The sequence below is a fragment of the Steroidobacter agaridevorans genome (genome assembly GCF_009932555.1).
Classification (GTDB): domain Bacteria; phylum Pseudomonadota; class Gammaproteobacteria; order Steroidobacterales; family Steroidobacteraceae; genus Steroidobacter; species Steroidobacter agaridevorans.
The window spans coordinates 282,314-298,343 of sequence record NZ_BLJO01000007.1 but is presented as its reverse complement, the minus strand read 5'-3'; the positions used below and the strand labels follow the sequence as shown (position 1 = coordinate 298,343).

Here is a 16,030-nt window from a genome sequence, read left to right as displayed (position 1 = left end):
CCCTTGTACTAAGGCTGGCCGACCACGACTTCGCTGATCTGCACGATCGGCTGCAGGTCTGTGTAGTTGGGAATGTCCGCCATGATTTCCTTGGCATGCGGACCGAAGCCGGCCTGGAACGCTTCGACCGAATCGCAGTAGATGTGACACATGCCTACGTAGGTTGCAGGTTCGCCGGGACTGCCGCCGCCCAGGCCTTTGTCGACGGTATAAAACCGGCATGCGGCGCCCATGCGCGCCTGCACCAGGGGCATGTGCTTGTCCTTGTAATAGGCATGGTCGAAGCGAGCGCCTGGCTGGTTCGGGTACATCACGCTTACTTTGATCATCGTTGTCTCCCGTCACTGCGCTGTGGATGAGCCTATCCTGCGCTCAATCGCATGCCGGATACAGCGGAATCTTAACGGCACGCTCACACCGCGCTGTCTAGCCTTGGAGCCTCGGTGTTCGCCGCTCGAACACCCCGGAGATTCCCATGGACAGAGCCATCGTGCTTTGCGTGTTGTTGCTGGTCGGCCTGACCTGGCTGCTCTACAAGCTGACGATCCTGCTCGAGCCCCGCGCCGAGCCGCCGCCGGCCTCCCAAAACATTCACGGCAACAGCAGCCAGAAACTCATTCATCAGAGGTTGCGCAAGTGAGCGTCATGAACTGGATCGGGCTGATCCTGGCCCTCGGGCTGGGCGTGTATCTGGTCGTGGCGTTGTTGTTTCCGGAGAGATTCGAATGAATATGCTGGGTGTCATGCAGATCGCGCTGTTCGCGATCGTGCTCACGGCGCTGGTCAAACCGCTCGGCGGTTTCATGGCCAAGGTTTTTCAGGGCGAGCGCACCTGGCTGTCGCCCGTGTTCGGTCCGGTCGAGCGCGGCATCTATCGTTTGTGCGGCATCGATGCCAGCTCGGAAACGTCCTGGAAGCGCTACGCCATCGCGGTGCTGCTGTTCAATCTGATCGGATTTCTGGCGGTGTATTCGATCCAGCTGGCGCAGGGTGTGCTACCGCTGAATCCGCAAGCTTTCGCGGGTGTGGAAGCCAAGTCCGCCTTCAACACCGCCGTCAGCTTTGCCAGCAACACCAACTGGCAGGGCTACGGCGGCGAATCGACGATGAGCTATTTCACGCAGATGCTGGCGTTGAACGTGCAGAACTTCCTGTCTGCCGCGTCCGGCATGGCTGTGCTGGTGGCGTTGATTCGTGGCTTCTCACGTCGTCAGGCGAGTCAGATCGGCAACTTCTACGTCGATATGACTCGCGGCACGCTGTACGTGCTGGTCCCGCTAGCTCTCGTGTTGGCGCTGGCGCTCGTGTCGCAAGGCGTCGTGCAGAACTTCTCCGAGTACAAGACGGTGGAGTTGGTCGAGCCGGTCGTCATGCAACCGGAGCAGGTGACGCAGCAAACGATTCCGCTCGGCCCGGCCGCGAGCCAGGTCGCGATCAAACAACTGGGCACCAACGGCGGCGGCTTCTTCAATGTGAACTCCGCGCATCCGTTGGAGAATCCGACGCCGCTATCGAATTTTCTCGAGGTGCTCGCGATCCTGTTGATTCCGGCCGCGCTCTGCTACACGTTCGGTCGCATGGTGAATGACACACGCCAGGGCTGGGCGGTGTACGCGGCGATGATGATCATCTTCCTCCCGCTGACGTTCGGCGTGTTCGGCGCCGAGCAGGCCGGCAACCCGCGCTTCGATACATTGGGCGTGGACCAAGCGAGCTCGGCGACGCACTCCGGCGGCAACATGGAGGGCAAGGAAGTGCGCTTCGGCATCGCGAACTCCGCGTTGTGGGCGGCGGTGACCACGGCAGCATCCAACGGGTCGGTGAACTCGATGCATGACTCGTACACGCCGCTGGGCGGTCTGGTGCCGATGTGGCTCATGCAATTGGGCGAGGTCGTGTTTGGCGGCGCCGGCAGCGGTCTGTACGGCATGTTGATGTTTGCCATCGTCGCCGTGTTCATCGCCGGCTTGATGGTGGGCCGTACGCCGGAGTATTTGGGAAAGAAGATCGAAGCGTACGAAGTGAAGATGGCGTCGCTCGTGCTGTTGCTGCCGTGTGTGGTAGTGCTGATCGGCACCGCGATTGCCAGCGCGATTCCTGCCGGCACCAGCAGCGTTGCAAATCCGGGCGCGCATGGCTTCTCGGAAATTCTGTATGCGTTCTCCTCGGCCGGTAATAACAACGGCAGCGCGTTCGGCGGCCTGTCCGCGAACACGCCGTTCTACAACATCGCGCTCGGCGTGGCGATGTGGATCTCGCGCTTCTGGCTGATGATCCCGGTGCTCGCGATCGCCGGCAGTCTGGCGGCCAAACGAAACGTGGCGATTACTGCCGGCACGTTGCCGACACATACCCCGCTGTTCATCGCGATGCTCATTGGCGTCGTCCTGATGGTCGGCGCCCTGACATTCCTGCCGTCGCTGGCGCTCGGCCCCGTCGTCGAGCACTTGCAGATGATTGGCAAAGGTTGATTCTCATGGTTACCCAAGCAAACGTTGTTGAGAAAAAATCCGATCAGGGCCCCGCTGCGGCCTCGGGCGTCAGCGGCGGCGTGTTGCGGCCGGCGGCCAAGTACGTCAATGGTGCGATCCTGCGTTCGGCCGTCGTCGATTCGTTCCGCAAGCTCGATCCACGGGTGCAGGTGCGAAATCCGGTGATGTTCGTGGTGTTCATCGGCAGCGTGTTCACGACCGTCATTGGCGTGGGTGCGGTCGCGGGCTTGATCGAAGGCGCCGGTCGGCCGGGCTTCATCCTGGCGATCGCGGCCTGGTTGTGGTTGACCGTGGTGTTTGCCAACTTTGCCGAGGCGCTGGCCGAGGGGCGTGGCAAAGCTCAGGCTGCGACCTTGCGTTCGATGCGCAAGAACACCTACGCCAAGAAAATCGCGGCCAGTAATCGCGCCGATTACAAGTCCGTCGAGGCAAGCACGCTGCGTCGTGGCGACCTGGTGCTGGTGGAGGTTGGCGACACCATTCCCGCCGATGGCGAGATCGTCGAAGGTGTCGCCTCCGTGAACGAGAGTGCGGTGACGGGCGAATCCGCGCCGGTGCTGCGTGAAGCGGGCGGCGACTTCTCGTCCGTGACCGGCGGTACACGCGTGCTGTCCGACTGGATCGTCGTGCGCGTCACAGCGAGAGAAGGCGAAGGCTTCCTCGATCGAATGATCGCGATGGTCGAAGGTGCGAAACGCGGCAAGACGCCGAACGAAATCGCGTTGTCGATCCTGCTCGCGATGCTCACGCTGGTATTCCTGCTTGCCACCGGCACGCTCGCGCCGTTTTCGCAGTTCGCGGTGAATGCGGCAGGCCAGGGCTCCGCCGTCACACTCACTGTGCTGGTCGCGTTGCTGGTGTGTCTGATCCCGACGACCATCGGTGCGCTGCTGTCCGCGATTGGCATCGCCGGCATGGATCGCATGGTGCGGGCGAATGTGATTGCCACGTCGGGCCGCGCCGTTGAAGCGGCGGGTGACGTTGACGTGCTGCTGCTGGACAAGACCGGCACGATCACCTTGGGCGATCGTCAGGCCTCGGCCTTCGTGCCGGCGCCGGGTGTCACGGAACAAGAGCTCGCCGATGTTGCGCAGCTGGCTTCGCTTGCGGATGAGACGCCCGAGGGCCGTTCGATCGTGGTGCTGGCCAAGCAGAAGTTTCAGTTGCGTGCGCGCGATCTCGCGACCGTGCCGCACACATTTCACAAGTTCTCTGCCCAATCTCGTATGAGTGGCGTGGATCTGGACGGGCGCAGTCTGCGAAAAGGCGCAGCTGACGCGATTCGCAAGTTCGTCGAAGAGCAGGGTGGCCTGTGGCCTGCTAAGTTGAGCGAGTCGGTGGACACAATCGCACGTCGCGGCGCCACTCCAATTGTTGTCGCCGATGGTCGGCGTGTGCTGGGCGTCATCGAGTTGCGCGACGTGGTGAAGGGCGGCATTCGCGAACGCTTTGCCGAGCTTCGCCAGATGGGCATCAAGACCATCATGGTGACCGGCGACAATCGGCTCACAGCCGCTGCGATCGCGGCGGAAGCGGGCGTCGACGATTTCCTTGCGGAGGCGACGCCGGAGAAAAAGCTCGCGCTGATTCGTAGCAATCAGAGCGAAGGCCGGCTCGTCGCGATGTGCGGCGACGGCACCAACGATGCTCCCGCGCTGGCGCAGGCCGACGTGGCCGTGGCGATGAACACGGGCACGCAGGCGGCAAAAGAGGCGGGCAACATGGTCGACCTCGACTCGAATCCGACCAAGCTCATCGAGATCGTCGATGTCGGCAAGCAAATGCTGGTGACGCGCGGTGCGTTGACGACGTTCTCCATCGCCAATGACGTCGCCAAGTACTTCGCGATCATTCCAGCGGCGTTCGCGGCGACCTATCCGGCGTTGAATGCGCTCAACGTCATGGGCTTGGAGAGTCCGGAAAGCGCGATTCTGTCCGCGGTGATTTTCAACGCCATCGTCATCGTCTTTCTCGTGCCGTTGGCGCTGCGTGGCGTGAAGACTCGGGCAACATCCGCGGCGCTGTTGCTGCGGCGGAATCTGCTGATCTACGGCGTCGGGGGGCTGGTCGTGCCGTTCATCGGCATCAAGATCATCGACCTGTTACTCGTGGCCTTCGGGTTGGTTTGAGGCGTACATCCATGAGCGAACTTCGTCCCGCATTGATTTCGTTTCTGTTGCTGACCGTCATTACCGGCGTGGTGTATCCACTGGCGGTAACCGGCCTGGGCCAGGCCCTGTTCTCCGATAAAGCCAACGGCAGCTTGATTCGCGACGGCGATCGGTTGATCGGGTCGCAACTCATCGGTCAGCCCTTTTTGGATCCAAGATATTTCTTTGGCCGTCCGTCCGCCACCGCGCCGCAGCCGTACAACGGCGCGGCATCCAGCGGCTCCAATCAAGGCCCGACCAATCCGGCGTTGGCGACGGCGATCTCCGCTCGAGTCGCGGCGCTGCGTGCCTTCGATCCGGAAAATAAAACCTCCGTGCCAATCGACCTGGTCACCGCGTCGGGCAGTGGTCTCGATCCGCACATCTCTCCAGCAGCCGCGGAGTACCAAGTGCCGCGCGTGGCTCGGATGCGCAACCGGCCGGAGAGCGAGATACGTACGTTGGTGAAGGAGATGACGGAAGGACGTACGTTCGGAATTCTCGGCGAGCCGCGTGTGAATGTGTTGCTGCTGAATCTCGCGCTCGATGGTAAGCAAGCGGGTTGAATAACAAAAAACACTTGTTGCGACTTGCGCCCGTCTTGGATGGGAGGTGCGACGCTTGGCGCAAGTTCCCCACGCATTGCTGAATCCGAAGCAACACGCTGTGCAGCGTCGAGCCGTTTATCGCGCCGGCTTGCGGGCGCACTCTTGGTCCACGTCGCAGCGATGCGATGGTGAATAAAAGTTTAGGAGATGATGATGTTGACCAAGAAGAGTCTGCTTGGCTTAGCAACCGTGGGTTCACTTGCCTTTGCCGCCGTGCCGGCGATGGCGCAGGTGACTGCGGGCAGCCAGGAAGTTCATGCGTATGTCGGTGAGACGTTCGGCGACGATTTGAGCGATCGGCGCATCAATGGGCGCACGCCCGAGCTCGATGACGATGTGACCTATGGCTTGCGCTATGGCTACAACTTCACCGATGCCTGGGGCCTTGAATTGTCGCTCGGCCAGACCAATAGCTCGGTGACCGGTCTGCCCGGCCGCGATACCGATCTCGATCTGACCACGTTCGATGTCGATGCGGTCTATCACTTCAACCCGGGCAGCCGCTTCGTGCCGTATGTGCTCGCGGGCATCGGCTACGCCAGCGCGGATCTGGACCGACCTCTGATCGGAACGGTCAGCGGTGTCGGCCCGGTGCGCGTCGACGACGACAACGGCTTCACACTGAACGCCGGTGTCGGAGCGAAATATTTCATCACCGACAATGTCTCGCTGCGGCTGGATGCGCGCTATCGCTATCTCGACAAGGTCATCGATCGCTTCGACGATTCGTTGAACACATTCGAGACCACGTTTGGCGTCGGCTTCCACTTCTGAGACTGAGCGGTGTCTGGTGGGACGCGCACGACGACTTTGCCTCGAGCGTGCCATCCCGCCAGATACTCGATCGCCGCCGGCACTTCGCCGAGCGTAAAGTTCCGGTCGATCACTGCTGTCATTTTTCCCTCGCCAGCGAGTCTGGCGAGGAAAGTGAGGTCGTCCTGAGTCAGGCGCGCGACGAAGAACACGAATTTCTCCGGCACGAACCATGACAATACGGTTCCCTTGATGATTCCCATGAACGTGCCGATCCACGGGCCGTCCTTGGGGGCGCCGACAATGACGACGGCGCCATTCGGCGTGAGGGCCTGACGCAGCTTCAGCGGCGAGTGATTGCCGACGTTGTCGATGATGACGTCGTAGCGCTGGTTCGCCGTCGTGAAACCCTCCTTCTTATAGTCGATGACATGGTCCGCGCCGAGTGTGCGCACGAGCTCGACGTTGCGCGTGCTGCAAACACCGGTGACTTCTGCGCCGAACGATTTCGCGATTTGCACCGCGAATGTGCCGACGCCGCCCGAGGCGCCGTTGATCAGGACTCTTTGGCCGGCTTGAACGTGTGCTTGATCGCGCAGTGCCTGCAGAGCGGTGACAGCGGCGATGGGAATTGCGGCGGCCTGCTCGAATGTGACATTGGACGGCTTGGCGGCAATGGCGCGGTCTTCGGGAACGACGACGTACTCGGCGAAAGCGCCGCCGCGTCCACCAAAAACTTCGTCGCCCGGTTTGAACCGCGTCACCTGCTTGCCTACCGATTCGACGGTACCCGCGAAGTCGACGCCGGTGCGCGGGTCTTTGGGCGTTCCCAAGCCGCTGCCGAGACGCATGACGTACGGCACCCCCGCGGCGCCATGCCAGTCGAGCGGGTTCACCGCGGCTGCTTGCACACGAACGAGCACTTCATTATCGGCCGGCGTCGGTTTGGGAATTTCCTCGAGCGTCAGCATTTCGGGCGAGCCATAGCAACGCTGCATGACCGCCTTCATCAGGGGTTGCGGGCCTTGGGTCGAGCTTGCGGGTGTCGGGCACTCGGCGTTGTAGCTCAGCATGATTGCGAGCGACGTGATGGCCAGTGCGAGCACGCCGGCCAGGCTGATGAAGATCCGCTTTTTCATAGTCATGGGGTGTTCTCCCTGTCGGTTTCGGCCCGACTATGAAAGCGCGCTGCCGATAAAACGAGCGCCATGCGACGGGTGACGGCCGGGCGCAGGCGAGTGACGATCGGCAAGGACGAATGGCGGCGGGAGGGGCGCTCCGACAGGGAAAATTGCGGGCGAGCGCATCGGGCAGGATTTATAGTTGCCCCATGTCTTCCGCGTTGGGCCACCCACAAGTCATGCACGATCGGCCGCGAGGCGTGGCGCTCGCGTTCGGCTGGCGGCGGCTGTCGCTGGCGCTGGGCGTGTCGATTCTGTTTGGCGCGGCGAACAGCCTGGCGTCCTCGGCGCCGCCGGTTCAAGTCACGATTGCCCATGCGGTGGCCGTTGGGTTGGCCACCATGCTTGCTTTCGGGCTCTTCGAACAGTGGCCGGCAAAGCCGCGGCTGCCTCGTTGGGTGCTTCAAGTCGTGGGGGTCATGATCGCGGTACCCATCGGCGCGTTGCTGGCGCACTCGGTCTCGATGGCAATCGATATTCATTCGGCGCACGCAGATCCCCAAATGAGGGGGCTCATGGTGCTGATGGTGGAAGGCCTGCTGATAGCGCCGTGGGTCGCGGTCGCGGCCATGCTTCAACAGCGCGACATCTTTGCTCGCGATCAGGCGCTCGCGTTCGAGCTGGAGCGCAGCGAGTTCGAGCGCAAGGCGCTCGACACACGCATGCGCCTGTTGCAGGCACAAGTAAAACCTCACTTTCTGTTCAACACGCTGGCCAATGTGCAGGCGTTGGTAGATGCGGGTTCGCCTCAGGCATCGCAGGTCCTGGCGAATCTCATTACTTACCTTCGCGCCGCTGTGCCGCGTATGCATGCGGCAATGACGATGCTGGCAGAGGAGTTGGAACTGGTGCGCGCGTATCTGGAACTCATGCAGATGCGCATGCCGGATCGACTGCAATTTTCTTTGCGCATCGAACCGGCCGCATCGAAGCTGCAGTGTCCGCCGATGACGCTGCTCACGCTCGTCGAGAATGCCGTACAGCATGGCATCGATCCGAGCGAGGAGGGCGGGCGCATCGACGTCGACGTGTGGCTGCGTGACGATCGCTGCCTTGTGCGGGTCATCGACACGGGGGTAGGGCTGAAAACGCCGGGCACCGGACTCGGCACAGGACTCTCCACGTTGCGTGAACGAATGCAGCTTGCGTTCGGCGGCGATGCGCAATTGAATCTCACGGAGATCCAGCCGCGTGGCGTCAGTGCCGAATTGAACTTTCCGGCCCGACCTGCATGAGCCCTCAACATCCGACCGCACTCATCGCCGATGACGAGCCGCTGCTGCGGGAAGCGCTCGAGCGCATGCTTCTGCAGCTCTGGCCTGAACTGAAGATCGTGGCTCAGGCGCGCAACGGTCGCGAGGCGATCGATCAATTCGAAGCGCATCGACCGGATATTTGTTTCCTGGACGTGCAGATGCCCGGCAAGACCGGTGTGGAAGCGGCACAGCACATTGGCCGGCGCGCGCACCTGGTGTTTGTCACAGCGTTCGATCAATACGCAGTGCAGGCGTTTGCACAAGGCGTGCTCGATTACCTGGTCAAGCCCGTTGAGCCAGCGCGTCTGTCCGGAACCGTCGCGCGCTTGAAGGAGCGGTTGCAGGCCGCGCAACCTGCAATGAACACCGAAGCGTTGCTACAACAGCTCGCCGCCAGCCTCGATCGAACCAAACAACCGGCGACGCTGCGCTGGGTGCGGGCGTCCGTAGGTCAGACCGTTCGATTGATCGCGGTGGACGATATCGACTATCTGCGTTCGGAAGAGAAGTACACGCAAGTCGCGTGGCGCGACGATGCGGGTCAGCCGCGCGAAGCGGTGATCCGCATGCCGCTCAAGGAGCTGATCCCTCAGCTCGATTCAGCACAGTTCGCGCAGGTGCATCGCTCTGTCGTCGTCAACCTGCGCGCCATCAGTCATGTCACCCGCGGTCCGAACGAGACCGCGGATATTCATTTGAAGGGGCGGGATGAGGTGCTGCCCGTCAGCCGCAGCTACCTGCACCTGTTTCGTCAGATGTGATCAGCGCGATCCCGAGGGCACTGGCAGTGCGACTCCAGTAGCCACCGGCTCGCCAAACTGCGGCCAGCCGTCCTTGCTCCAATCGAAGCGCTGGATGCGGGGCGCGCGCTTCGGCGTGCATTTCATGTCCGGGCCCGGATTGGCGTGATAGATGATCCAGTTCTCTTTGCCGTCGGGCGAGACGAAGAAGCCGTTGTGTCCGGTCGCATAGACGCCGTTGGCGGCCTTGAGCGCGGGCTGAGGAGATTTCTTCCACACCGACGCGTCCAGAGGATTGGAGCCCGGCGCCGCGTGCAGCAGGCCGAGCGAATAACCGTCCGACCAGCAGGCGCTCGCCGAATAGGTCAGGAACAAATCGCCTTTGGGGCCGGGCAGAAACTCCGGACCTTCCACGATCTTGCGGCCGCCCTGTTGTTCCCAGGGTTGATCGGGGCGCGCGATGATGGTCTCGCTGCCTGCCAGCGTCCACGGATTTTTCATCTCCGCGATCGCGAGCGACGTATCCGTTTCGGTGTACGGCGAATAGACGAAATAACGCTTGCCGCCGTGACTGAAAACGGTGCCGTCGATTCCGGGACGAGCCGTGTTGATGCGGCCACGATCCGTCCACTCGGTGTTCATCGGATCGGCGCTGTCGTTCTCCAACACGAACACGCCGCGATGGGAGTCATCGGTAAACCCGCTTGCGGTCGCGGAGTAGTAGAGGAACCATTTGCCGTCGATGCGATGAAGCTCCGGCGCCCAGATGGAATGCGCATTCGGGCCCGTCTTCGGCGCGGTCCACACGACGACCTGCTTCGCCTCAGCCAGTCGGGCGATATTGTCCGTGCGCCACAGAGCGATGCGATTGCCCAGCGTGTGCGTGTAGTAGTAGACCCCGTCGACCTGCGTGATCCAGGGATCGGGGCCGGACTGCAACAGCGGATTCGTGTAGGTGGCGGCGCTCGACGGGGCCGCAATAGCGGGAGTTGCGCAACCCGCCAGCACCGCTAACGCGACGACGCCCGCTGCTTTGTACCAACCCAACTCTGGCATCGCCGACCCCTATCGTTGATTAAGACGTATTTATCTTATAATTACGGCCGGAATGTGCAAGGATTGGATTTCCGAAGTTTCGACCGGGGGACGAGATGATGGGACGGAATGCGTCGATTCGCACGCTGCTGGCGTGCTGCTGCCTGGTGCTCGCGAGTTGCGCCGCGCCCCCGGAGCGGCAGGCCGAAGTGAAGCGGCCCAAGAACATCCTGTTCATCCTGGTCGACGACCTGGGCTATGCGGATTTTTCCGTCACCGGCAACCGCAAGGTACAGACCCCGAACATCGACAGCCTCGCGCAGCAAGGGTTGCTCATGAAGCAGTTCACGGTCGCGTCGCCCATCTGTTCGGCGTCGCGCGCCGGCCTGATGACCGGCAGGTTCTCCGCCGAGACGCGCATCGTCAGCTTCATCAGCAACCGCAAGCACAACGAGCAAATGGGGCAGGCGAACTGGCTCGATCCGACGCTGCCCACACTGCCTCGCGCGCTCCACGATGCGGGTTATGCGACAGCCCACATCGGCAAGTGGCATCTGGGCGGCGGACGCGACATCGGCGAAGCGCCGCCGATCACCGAGTACGGCTTCGATGAAAGCTACACTCAGTTCGAGGGCCTCGGCCCGCGCGTGTTGATGAAAGAAGATACCGCCAAGCTCGCGTCGCAGAGCGCCGCGCTCGGACACGGCCCCATCGAATGGGCGCCGAAGTCCACGCTGACCGAGCGCTATGTCTCCAAGACGCTCGATTTCATCGAGCGCAGCGCCGATCGTCCCTGGTTCGTGCAGCTCTGGCTCGATGACGTGCACGACCCGTGGCATCCCGACGACGCGCAGTTGCAATCGGTGCCGGGCAAGGGCGACGACGCGGACGAGGAACGTTTCTTCGCGGTGCTCGTAGCGATGGATGCGCAGATCGGTCGGCTCATCGACAAGCTGCGTGCGAGCGGCAAGCTGGATGACACCCTCATCGTGCTGACGGGCGACAACGGTCCGAGCGGGGCCGGGCAGTACTACAAGAACGGCGCAACGCCGCCGGGCGATGCGATCCATTTCCGCGGCCGCAAAGGCAGTCTGTACGAAGGCGGCGTGCGGGAGCCGTTGATCGTTCATTGGCCGAAGGGCATCGCCCCCGGCAAGCAGGATTCGACGACCATCGCCAACGGCGTCGATCTGTTCCCGACGCTCGCGCAACTCGGCGGCGCGAAACTGCCTGCTGGGCTCGATGGCGCCAGTCTCGTTGCTTCGTGGACCGGCTCGTCGATCGAGTCGCGACCGGATATCTACTACGCCTATGGCGGCTTCGGCGTCCCTGGCAAGTCGCCGCGCCCGCATCTGGATCGCGACGTGAGTCCGCCGTTTGCGATTCGTTCGGGTGACTGGAAGTTGCTGGCGCGCGGCGATGGAACGGATGCCGAGCTGTACAACCTCGCGACCGATCCGTCGGAGTCGAGCAACGTCGCGAAGGATAATCCAGAGATCGCCAAGTCGCTGACCGAGAAGGTCGTGCGCTGGCGCAAGACGTTGCCGCAATGAACGAGCGGCGCGGAGTGGAATTCCACTCCGCGCCGACTTTGATCTATTCCCGATACTTCAACTCACCGTGCCGCGCGTCTTCCGGCATCGGTGCGAAATCCAGACGTTCTCCCTGCTGTACGCGCCACGTATCGAGCTTGCCCCGCAGCTCCATCAACGTCCGGGCATAGTTTGCATCCTGGGCAAGATTGGTGAGTTCGAACGGATCGTGATCGAGGTCGTATAACTCTTCGGGCGGATGCTGGCTGAAGCGCTGAACCATGCGTGCGGCCGCCGGATCGGTCTTCGCGAGCTCGACCCAGCTGTCCCAATACTCACGGCCGTCTCTGCCGTTCGCATTGCTGATGTGACTGGTATAGGGGATATCCGGACGCAGGTTGACGATGTACTTGTAACGATCGGTGCGGATCGCCCGCATCGGCGCACGATTCATCTTGCCATCGCCCGTGTGAGCCGCGAATGCCGCGTCGAGATGACGTGTGGCGCGGCCTTGGAGCACATCCACGAAGCTGCGGCCATCGATGTTGTTCGGCGCTGAGCCGCCGGCCACTTCGATCACCGTTGGCAGCACGTCGACGAGCGACACGATGGCGTCGTTCGTCGCGTTCCGCGCCGTCTTGCCGGGCCACACAGCGATCAGCGGCACGCGCATGCCGGCTTCATACAGCGACCACTTGCCGAACGGGAACTGCGGACCCTGGTCGGAAGTGAACATGAACAGCGTGTCCTTCGCATATCCATAGCGCTCGAGCGCGGCGCGTACCTGACCGACTTCTTTGTCGGCTTGCGAGACATCGGTGTAATAGCGAGCCATCGCCTCACGCGTCTTTGGCGTGTCGACGAGATACGGCGGCAGCGTGAAGCTCGCAGGGTCGTAGCCCTGGTTTTCGAGCCAATACACGTGCGGCGAGTGGGCCGCGACGATCAGCGCGAGTGGCTTCTTCTTATCGTGCGTCTTCAGCAGGTTTTCGATCGCCGGCACGCCGAGATCGGTGTACAGCACTTCCGGCTTGCCCGGCGGGCTGACGTTGGAGTTCGCTAGATACTCGAACGGGTACTGCTCGCGCGGTCCGATGTGAGTTTTGCCGGCGATCACCGTCCGGTAGCCAAGCTCGGACAGATACTGCGGCCAGGTGCGGACGTTCGGCTCGATGATGCTGTGATTGGCATGTGCGCCGTTGCGCATCGGATACAGGCCAGTGAATAGCGCCGAGCGCGAGGGCGCGCAGGTTGGCGACGCTGCGAATGCCCGATTGAACCTGGTGCCCTCGGTGGCGAGCTTGTCGATGTTGGGCGTGCGAACGTCGCGGTTCCCGTACGTGCCCATATCGCTCCAGCCGAGATCGTCCGCGATGAACAGCACCACGTTCGGGCGCTCCGCAGCTCCGGCGAAGCTGCAGACAAAGAGCGCGGCGATGGCGAATGCCCGCCGCGCGAGCGAAGAAACATTTTTAGTCATGGATGTTGTCTCGCGCTTCTGCGTCAGAAGCGCACCCTCATGCCGAGCGTGTAGATCGAATCGTCATAGCGGTAGTCGCGGTTGAAGAACGACTCGCCCATGTAGCTGCGATACTTCGAGCCCAGGATGTTGGTGCCGCCCAGATCGACCCGGACACTCTCGCTGATGTCGTAGCCGATGCTCATATCGAGACGGCCCGCAGCGCGGACATAGCCGAGCCATATCGGGTTATACGAGGGATCGTTGACGCGATCCGCGTCGATGGGACGAAGCCCATTGCCGCCCGTGATGTCCTCGTCGTAGTACTTCGAGCGGTACGTGTACACCATGCGCGCCGACAATCCGGAACGCTCGTACAACAGGCCCGCGTTGAAGTTGTGTTCCGAGACCCCCTGCAGCGGGAAACCCTTGAGCGGATCGTCGCCGGTCACTTCCGTGTCGGCCCACGTGTAATTGCCGAACACGCCGAAGCCAGCCCAGGCGCCCGGCAGGAAGTCGAAGAACATCTGGCCGCTGAGCTCGACACCCTGCAGTTCCGCCGCCGACACGTTGCGCGGGCGGGAGATGTTGTAGGTGATGCCGTCGATCTCTTCCGCAGTTACGGCGTTGATGACGCGGTCCTTGATATCGCGGTAGTACACGCCGCCCGCCACGAAGCCCGACTTGAAGTAGTACTCGAGCGTGGCGTCGAAGCTGTCGGAGATCTGCGGCTTCAGCTCCGGATTGCCCGCGTTGCCCGAATTGATGACGTTCGGGTTGGTCGCGACGATGTAGTCGATGCCGGGATTGAGACTATCGAAGTTCGGACGCCGCATGGTCTTCGCATAGTTGAAGCGGGCCTGCCAGTCCTCGCTGATCACCCAGCGGGCGTTGAAGTTCGGCAACACTTCCGTATCGGTGGTGTCCGCCGACAGCGGCGTTACCCCGGTCGTCGAGGGGCGAGCACCGGCGATCGTGCGTTCGGTGCGCGTCGGACGCACGCCGAACACGCCGTCGATGATCGAGTCGCCGACGTTGAACTCATAGCTCGCCTGCAGATACGCCGCGGAGGTTTTCTCGGTCGCCTCGAAGTGACGCTCGGGCTGGTAGGCCGGGTCGCCAGGGCCGAAGCCGAAGATCTGCCGGAGCCGGTCGCGTCCCGCGTCGCTGCGCAGATAGTCCGGATTCGGCAGCAACATCGATTGGCCGCCGTTGATGCGGGGAATGCCGGGCATGGAGGCATAGAACTCCTCGCCCAGTCCGGTCGAGCTGACCAGCGTGCCCAGATCGCCGCCGGGAGCGCCACGGTTGACCCGAGCTTGATCGTACTCGGCGCCGCGATCCGCGTAGCGCACGCCGGCTTGCAGCTTGGTGATGAAAGAATCGAGACGATAGCCGCCGTCGAGCTGGATCGCGAGCAGGTCGCCGTTGGACTTGTTGAAGTTCTGGTTCAGGCCATTGCGGAAGTACATGCCGTCAGCCGAGCCCAGTGGGTTGCCGGGCGCCTCGTACAGGCCGCCTTCGTTGAAGCTGGAATTCACGTTGGTCACGGGAATTCGTTTGCCGATGTCGACGATGAAGACTTCTTCCTCGAACGTCGCATCCTGGAACGACACCTCGCCTTTCAGGTCGAGGCGGTCGCCTTCCCAACGAGTGCCGAATGCGCCGAGATAGTTGTTGGTCTCCTGATCGCGCGACTGCGCGCTGGAGAACGCGGTGGCGTTGGTGAACGTCGCGTTGTTGACGTTGCACAGGGTCTGCACGGTGAAGTTGCCGGCCCGCAGCTGGACCGCATTGGGGTTGAGGCCGTCCGGCCCGACGCGCGCGAGGAAGCAGTCGCCACTCGGATCGCCCAGGTCCTGCAGGCCCGTCGCGGGGCTGTTGAAGAACTGCGTTTCCACGAAAGCCGACTGATTCTCCGAGCGGTAGCCGGTGAAGACCGCGTCCGCGTAGAACTGCAGCTCATCGGTTGCTTGCAGCTGGAATGCGGCGTTGGCCTGCGGACGCTCGTAGGTGCCGTAATGGTTCACGCCGCCGGCGACGTTCTGAACCATGAAGCCCGGCTGGTTGAAGCGGAAGCCGGTGGAACGGCGAATCGGCGCGTAGGTGACCGGGCGGCTGTAGTCGGTTTCGCTCCACGACACGTTGAGCAACGCGCCGAGCTCGCCGATGCCCGTGTTCCAGCGATCCGTCAGCAGCACGCTGAGCTGCGGATTCACTTCTTCCACGTTGGTCGAGTAGTTCGCGCGGGCGCCGATCACGGCAGTCGGCTCATCGAAATTGAACGGCTTGTGCAGGCGCAGATCGGTGACGCCGGCGATGCCGCCCTCGATCAGGTCCGCCGTGGTGGACTTGATCACGTCGACCCGCGCGAGCGCGTCTGCGGGCAGATCCTGGAACTGGAAGTTGCGGCTGTTCGCCGAGAACAGCTCGCGCCCGTCGAGCGTCGTCTGAATGTCGCTCAGGCCGCGAATCAGCACGCCCACGATTTCGTTGTTGTTGCCGATCGACACTTGTACGCCGGGCACGCGCTGAAGCGCGGCGGCGGTGGTCGGATCGGGAAATTTACCGATGTCCTCGGCCACGATCGAATCGACCACCTGCACGGATTCGCGCTTGATTTCGGCGGCGGCTTCGAGACTGCCGCGGATGCCGGTCACGACGACTTCTTCCAGTTCGCCGCTTTGCGCGGGCTGAGTCGACTGCGCCTGCGCAAAGTGCGCTCCCAGCAAGCCGACGGCCGAAGCCGTGTAAAAAACGATATGCCGCTTCATCGTAACCCCCTGAGATCGGTCTGTTGCAGCGTCGAGGCCGCTGGCTCGAA

Annotated in this window: 14 protein-coding genes; 9 read left to right on the top strand and 5 right to left on the bottom strand. The window is 62.5% G+C overall.

Features of this window, described 5'->3' with window-relative positions:
* Positions 1–8: 8 nt before the first annotated feature.
* The gene (locus tag GYH35_RS24915; RefSeq protein ID WP_161829783.1) at positions 9–329 is read right to left on the bottom strand and encodes an EthD family reductase; all 321 of its coding nucleotides are present in this window, start codon (positions 327–329) and stop codon (positions 9–11) included.
* Between the two features lie 146 nt (positions 330–475).
* Between GYH35_RS24915 and GYH35_RS24910 the strand changes: the two genes are divergently transcribed.
* The 6 genes from GYH35_RS24910 to GYH35_RS24885 all read left to right on the top strand — a co-directional run bounded on the left by GYH35_RS24910 (position 476) and on the right by GYH35_RS24885 (position 6,024).
* The gene (locus GYH35_RS24910) at positions 476–640 is read left to right on the top strand and encodes a hypothetical protein (RefSeq protein WP_161811742.1); all 165 of its coding nucleotides are present in this window, start codon (positions 476–478) and stop codon (positions 638–640) included.
* Positions 641–645: 5 nt separating this feature from the next.
* Complete coding sequence (kdpF, locus tag GYH35_RS24905) at positions 646–729, top strand: K(+)-transporting ATPase subunit F (RefSeq protein WP_235936859.1); 84 nt, start codon at positions 646–648, stop codon at positions 727–729.
* Positions 726–2,471, top strand: coding sequence for a potassium-transporting ATPase subunit KdpA (gene kdpA / locus GYH35_RS24900; RefSeq protein ID WP_161829781.1), 1,746 nt, complete (start codon positions 726–728; stop codon positions 2,469–2,471). Before kdpF ends, kdpA begins: the two co-directional genes overlap by 4 nt.
* 5 nt (positions 2,472–2,476) lie before the next feature.
* Positions 2,477–4,621 (top strand): potassium-transporting ATPase subunit KdpB, encoded by a 2,145-nt coding sequence (gene kdpB / locus GYH35_RS24895; protein ID WP_161829780.1) that lies wholly within the window; start codon positions 2,477–2,479, stop codon positions 4,619–4,621.
* A gap of 11 nt (positions 4,622–4,632) precedes the next feature.
* The gene (gene kdpC, locus GYH35_RS24890; protein WP_161811746.1) at positions 4,633–5,208 is read left to right on the top strand and encodes a potassium-transporting ATPase subunit KdpC; all 576 of its coding nucleotides are present in this window, start codon (positions 4,633–4,635) and stop codon (positions 5,206–5,208) included.
* A 189-nt stretch (positions 5,209–5,397) separates the two neighbouring features.
* The gene (locus GYH35_RS24885) at positions 5,398–6,024 is read left to right on the top strand and encodes an OmpW/AlkL family protein (RefSeq protein WP_161829779.1); all 627 of its coding nucleotides are present in this window, start codon (positions 5,398–5,400) and stop codon (positions 6,022–6,024) included.
* Here GYH35_RS24885 and GYH35_RS24880 read toward each other — a convergent pair.
* Entirely contained in the window at positions 5,943–7,013 is a 1,071-nt protein-coding gene (locus GYH35_RS24880) for an NAD(P)-dependent alcohol dehydrogenase (RefSeq protein WP_161812511.1), read from the bottom strand. The two genes, GYH35_RS24885 and GYH35_RS24880, sit on opposite strands and share 82 nt — an antisense overlap.
* Positions 7,014–7,333: 320 nt before the next feature.
* On the opposite strand from GYH35_RS24880, the gene GYH35_RS24875 reads away from it, so the two are divergent.
* Complete coding sequence (locus GYH35_RS24875; RefSeq protein WP_235936855.1) at positions 7,334–8,419, top strand: sensor histidine kinase; 1,086 nt, start codon at positions 7,334–7,336, stop codon at positions 8,417–8,419.
* The gene (locus GYH35_RS24870) at positions 8,416–9,201 is read left to right on the top strand and encodes a LytR/AlgR family response regulator transcription factor (protein ID WP_161829778.1); all 786 of its coding nucleotides are present in this window, start codon (positions 8,416–8,418) and stop codon (positions 9,199–9,201) included. Before GYH35_RS24875 ends, GYH35_RS24870 begins: the two co-directional genes overlap by 4 nt.
* Here the strand turns inward: GYH35_RS24870 and GYH35_RS24865 are convergent, their stop codons facing one another.
* Positions 9,202–10,236, bottom strand: coding sequence for a glycoside hydrolase family 43 protein (locus GYH35_RS24865; RefSeq protein WP_161829777.1), 1,035 nt, complete (start codon positions 10,234–10,236; stop codon positions 9,202–9,204).
* Between the two features lie 95 nt (positions 10,237–10,331).
* Between GYH35_RS24865 and GYH35_RS24860 the strand changes: the two genes are divergently transcribed.
* The gene (locus GYH35_RS24860; RefSeq protein ID WP_161829776.1) at positions 10,332–11,768 is read left to right on the top strand and encodes a sulfatase family protein; all 1,437 of its coding nucleotides are present in this window, start codon (positions 10,332–10,334) and stop codon (positions 11,766–11,768) included.
* A 43-nt stretch (positions 11,769–11,811) separates the two neighbouring features.
* Here the strand turns inward: GYH35_RS24860 and GYH35_RS24855 are convergent, their stop codons facing one another.
* Both GYH35_RS24855 and GYH35_RS24850 read right to left on the bottom strand, forming a co-directional pair.
* Entirely contained in the window at positions 11,812–13,227 is a 1,416-nt protein-coding gene (locus GYH35_RS24855; protein WP_161829775.1) for a sulfatase family protein, read from the bottom strand.
* 23 nt (positions 13,228–13,250) lie between these two features.
* Complete coding sequence (locus GYH35_RS24850; RefSeq protein ID WP_161829774.1) at positions 13,251–15,980, bottom strand: TonB-dependent receptor; 2,730 nt, start codon at positions 15,978–15,980, stop codon at positions 13,251–13,253.
* Between the last annotated feature and the right edge of the window lie 50 nt (positions 15,981–16,030).

Bases quoted from the DNA above. Each gene is read 5' to 3' on its own strand.
- GYH35_RS24915 (WP_161829783.1), bottom strand. From the start codon at position 329: ATGATCAAAGTAAGCGTGATGTACCCGAACCAGCCAGGCGCTCGCTTC.
- GYH35_RS24910 (WP_161811742.1), top strand. From the start codon at position 476: ATGGACAGAGCCATCGTGCTTTGCGTGTTGTTGCTGGTCGGCCTGACC.
- kdpF (WP_235936859.1), top strand. From the start codon at position 646: ATGAACTGGATCGGGCTGATCCTGGCCCTCGGGCTGGGCGTGTATCTG.
- kdpA (WP_161829781.1), top strand. From the start codon at position 726: ATGAATATGCTGGGTGTCATGCAGATCGCGCTGTTCGCGATCGTGCTC.
- kdpB (WP_161829780.1), top strand. From the start codon at position 2,477: ATGGTTACCCAAGCAAACGTTGTTGAGAAAAAATCCGATCAGGGCCCC.
- kdpC (WP_161811746.1), top strand. From the start codon at position 4,633: ATGAGCGAACTTCGTCCCGCATTGATTTCGTTTCTGTTGCTGACCGTC.
- GYH35_RS24885 (WP_161829779.1), top strand. From the start codon at position 5,398: ATGATGATGTTGACCAAGAAGAGTCTGCTTGGCTTAGCAACCGTGGGT.
- GYH35_RS24880 (WP_161812511.1), bottom strand. From the start codon at position 7,013: ATGAAGGCGGTCATGCAGCGTTGCTATGGCTCGCCCGAAATGCTGACG.
- GYH35_RS24875 (WP_235936855.1), top strand. From the start codon at position 7,334: ATGTCTTCCGCGTTGGGCCACCCACAAGTCATGCACGATCGGCCGCGA.
- GYH35_RS24870 (WP_161829778.1), top strand. From the start codon at position 8,416: ATGAGCCCTCAACATCCGACCGCACTCATCGCCGATGACGAGCCGCTG.
- GYH35_RS24865 (WP_161829777.1), bottom strand. From the start codon at position 10,236: ATGCCAGAGTTGGGTTGGTACAAAGCAGCGGGCGTCGTCGCGTTAGCG.
- GYH35_RS24860 (WP_161829776.1), top strand. From the start codon at position 10,332: ATGATGGGACGGAATGCGTCGATTCGCACGCTGCTGGCGTGCTGCTGC.
- GYH35_RS24855 (WP_161829775.1), bottom strand. From the start codon at position 13,227: ATGACTAAAAATGTTTCTTCGCTCGCGCGGCGGGCATTCGCCATCGCC.
- GYH35_RS24850 (WP_161829774.1), bottom strand. From the start codon at position 15,980: ATGAAGCGGCATATCGTTTTTTACACGGCTTCGGCCGTCGGCTTGCTG.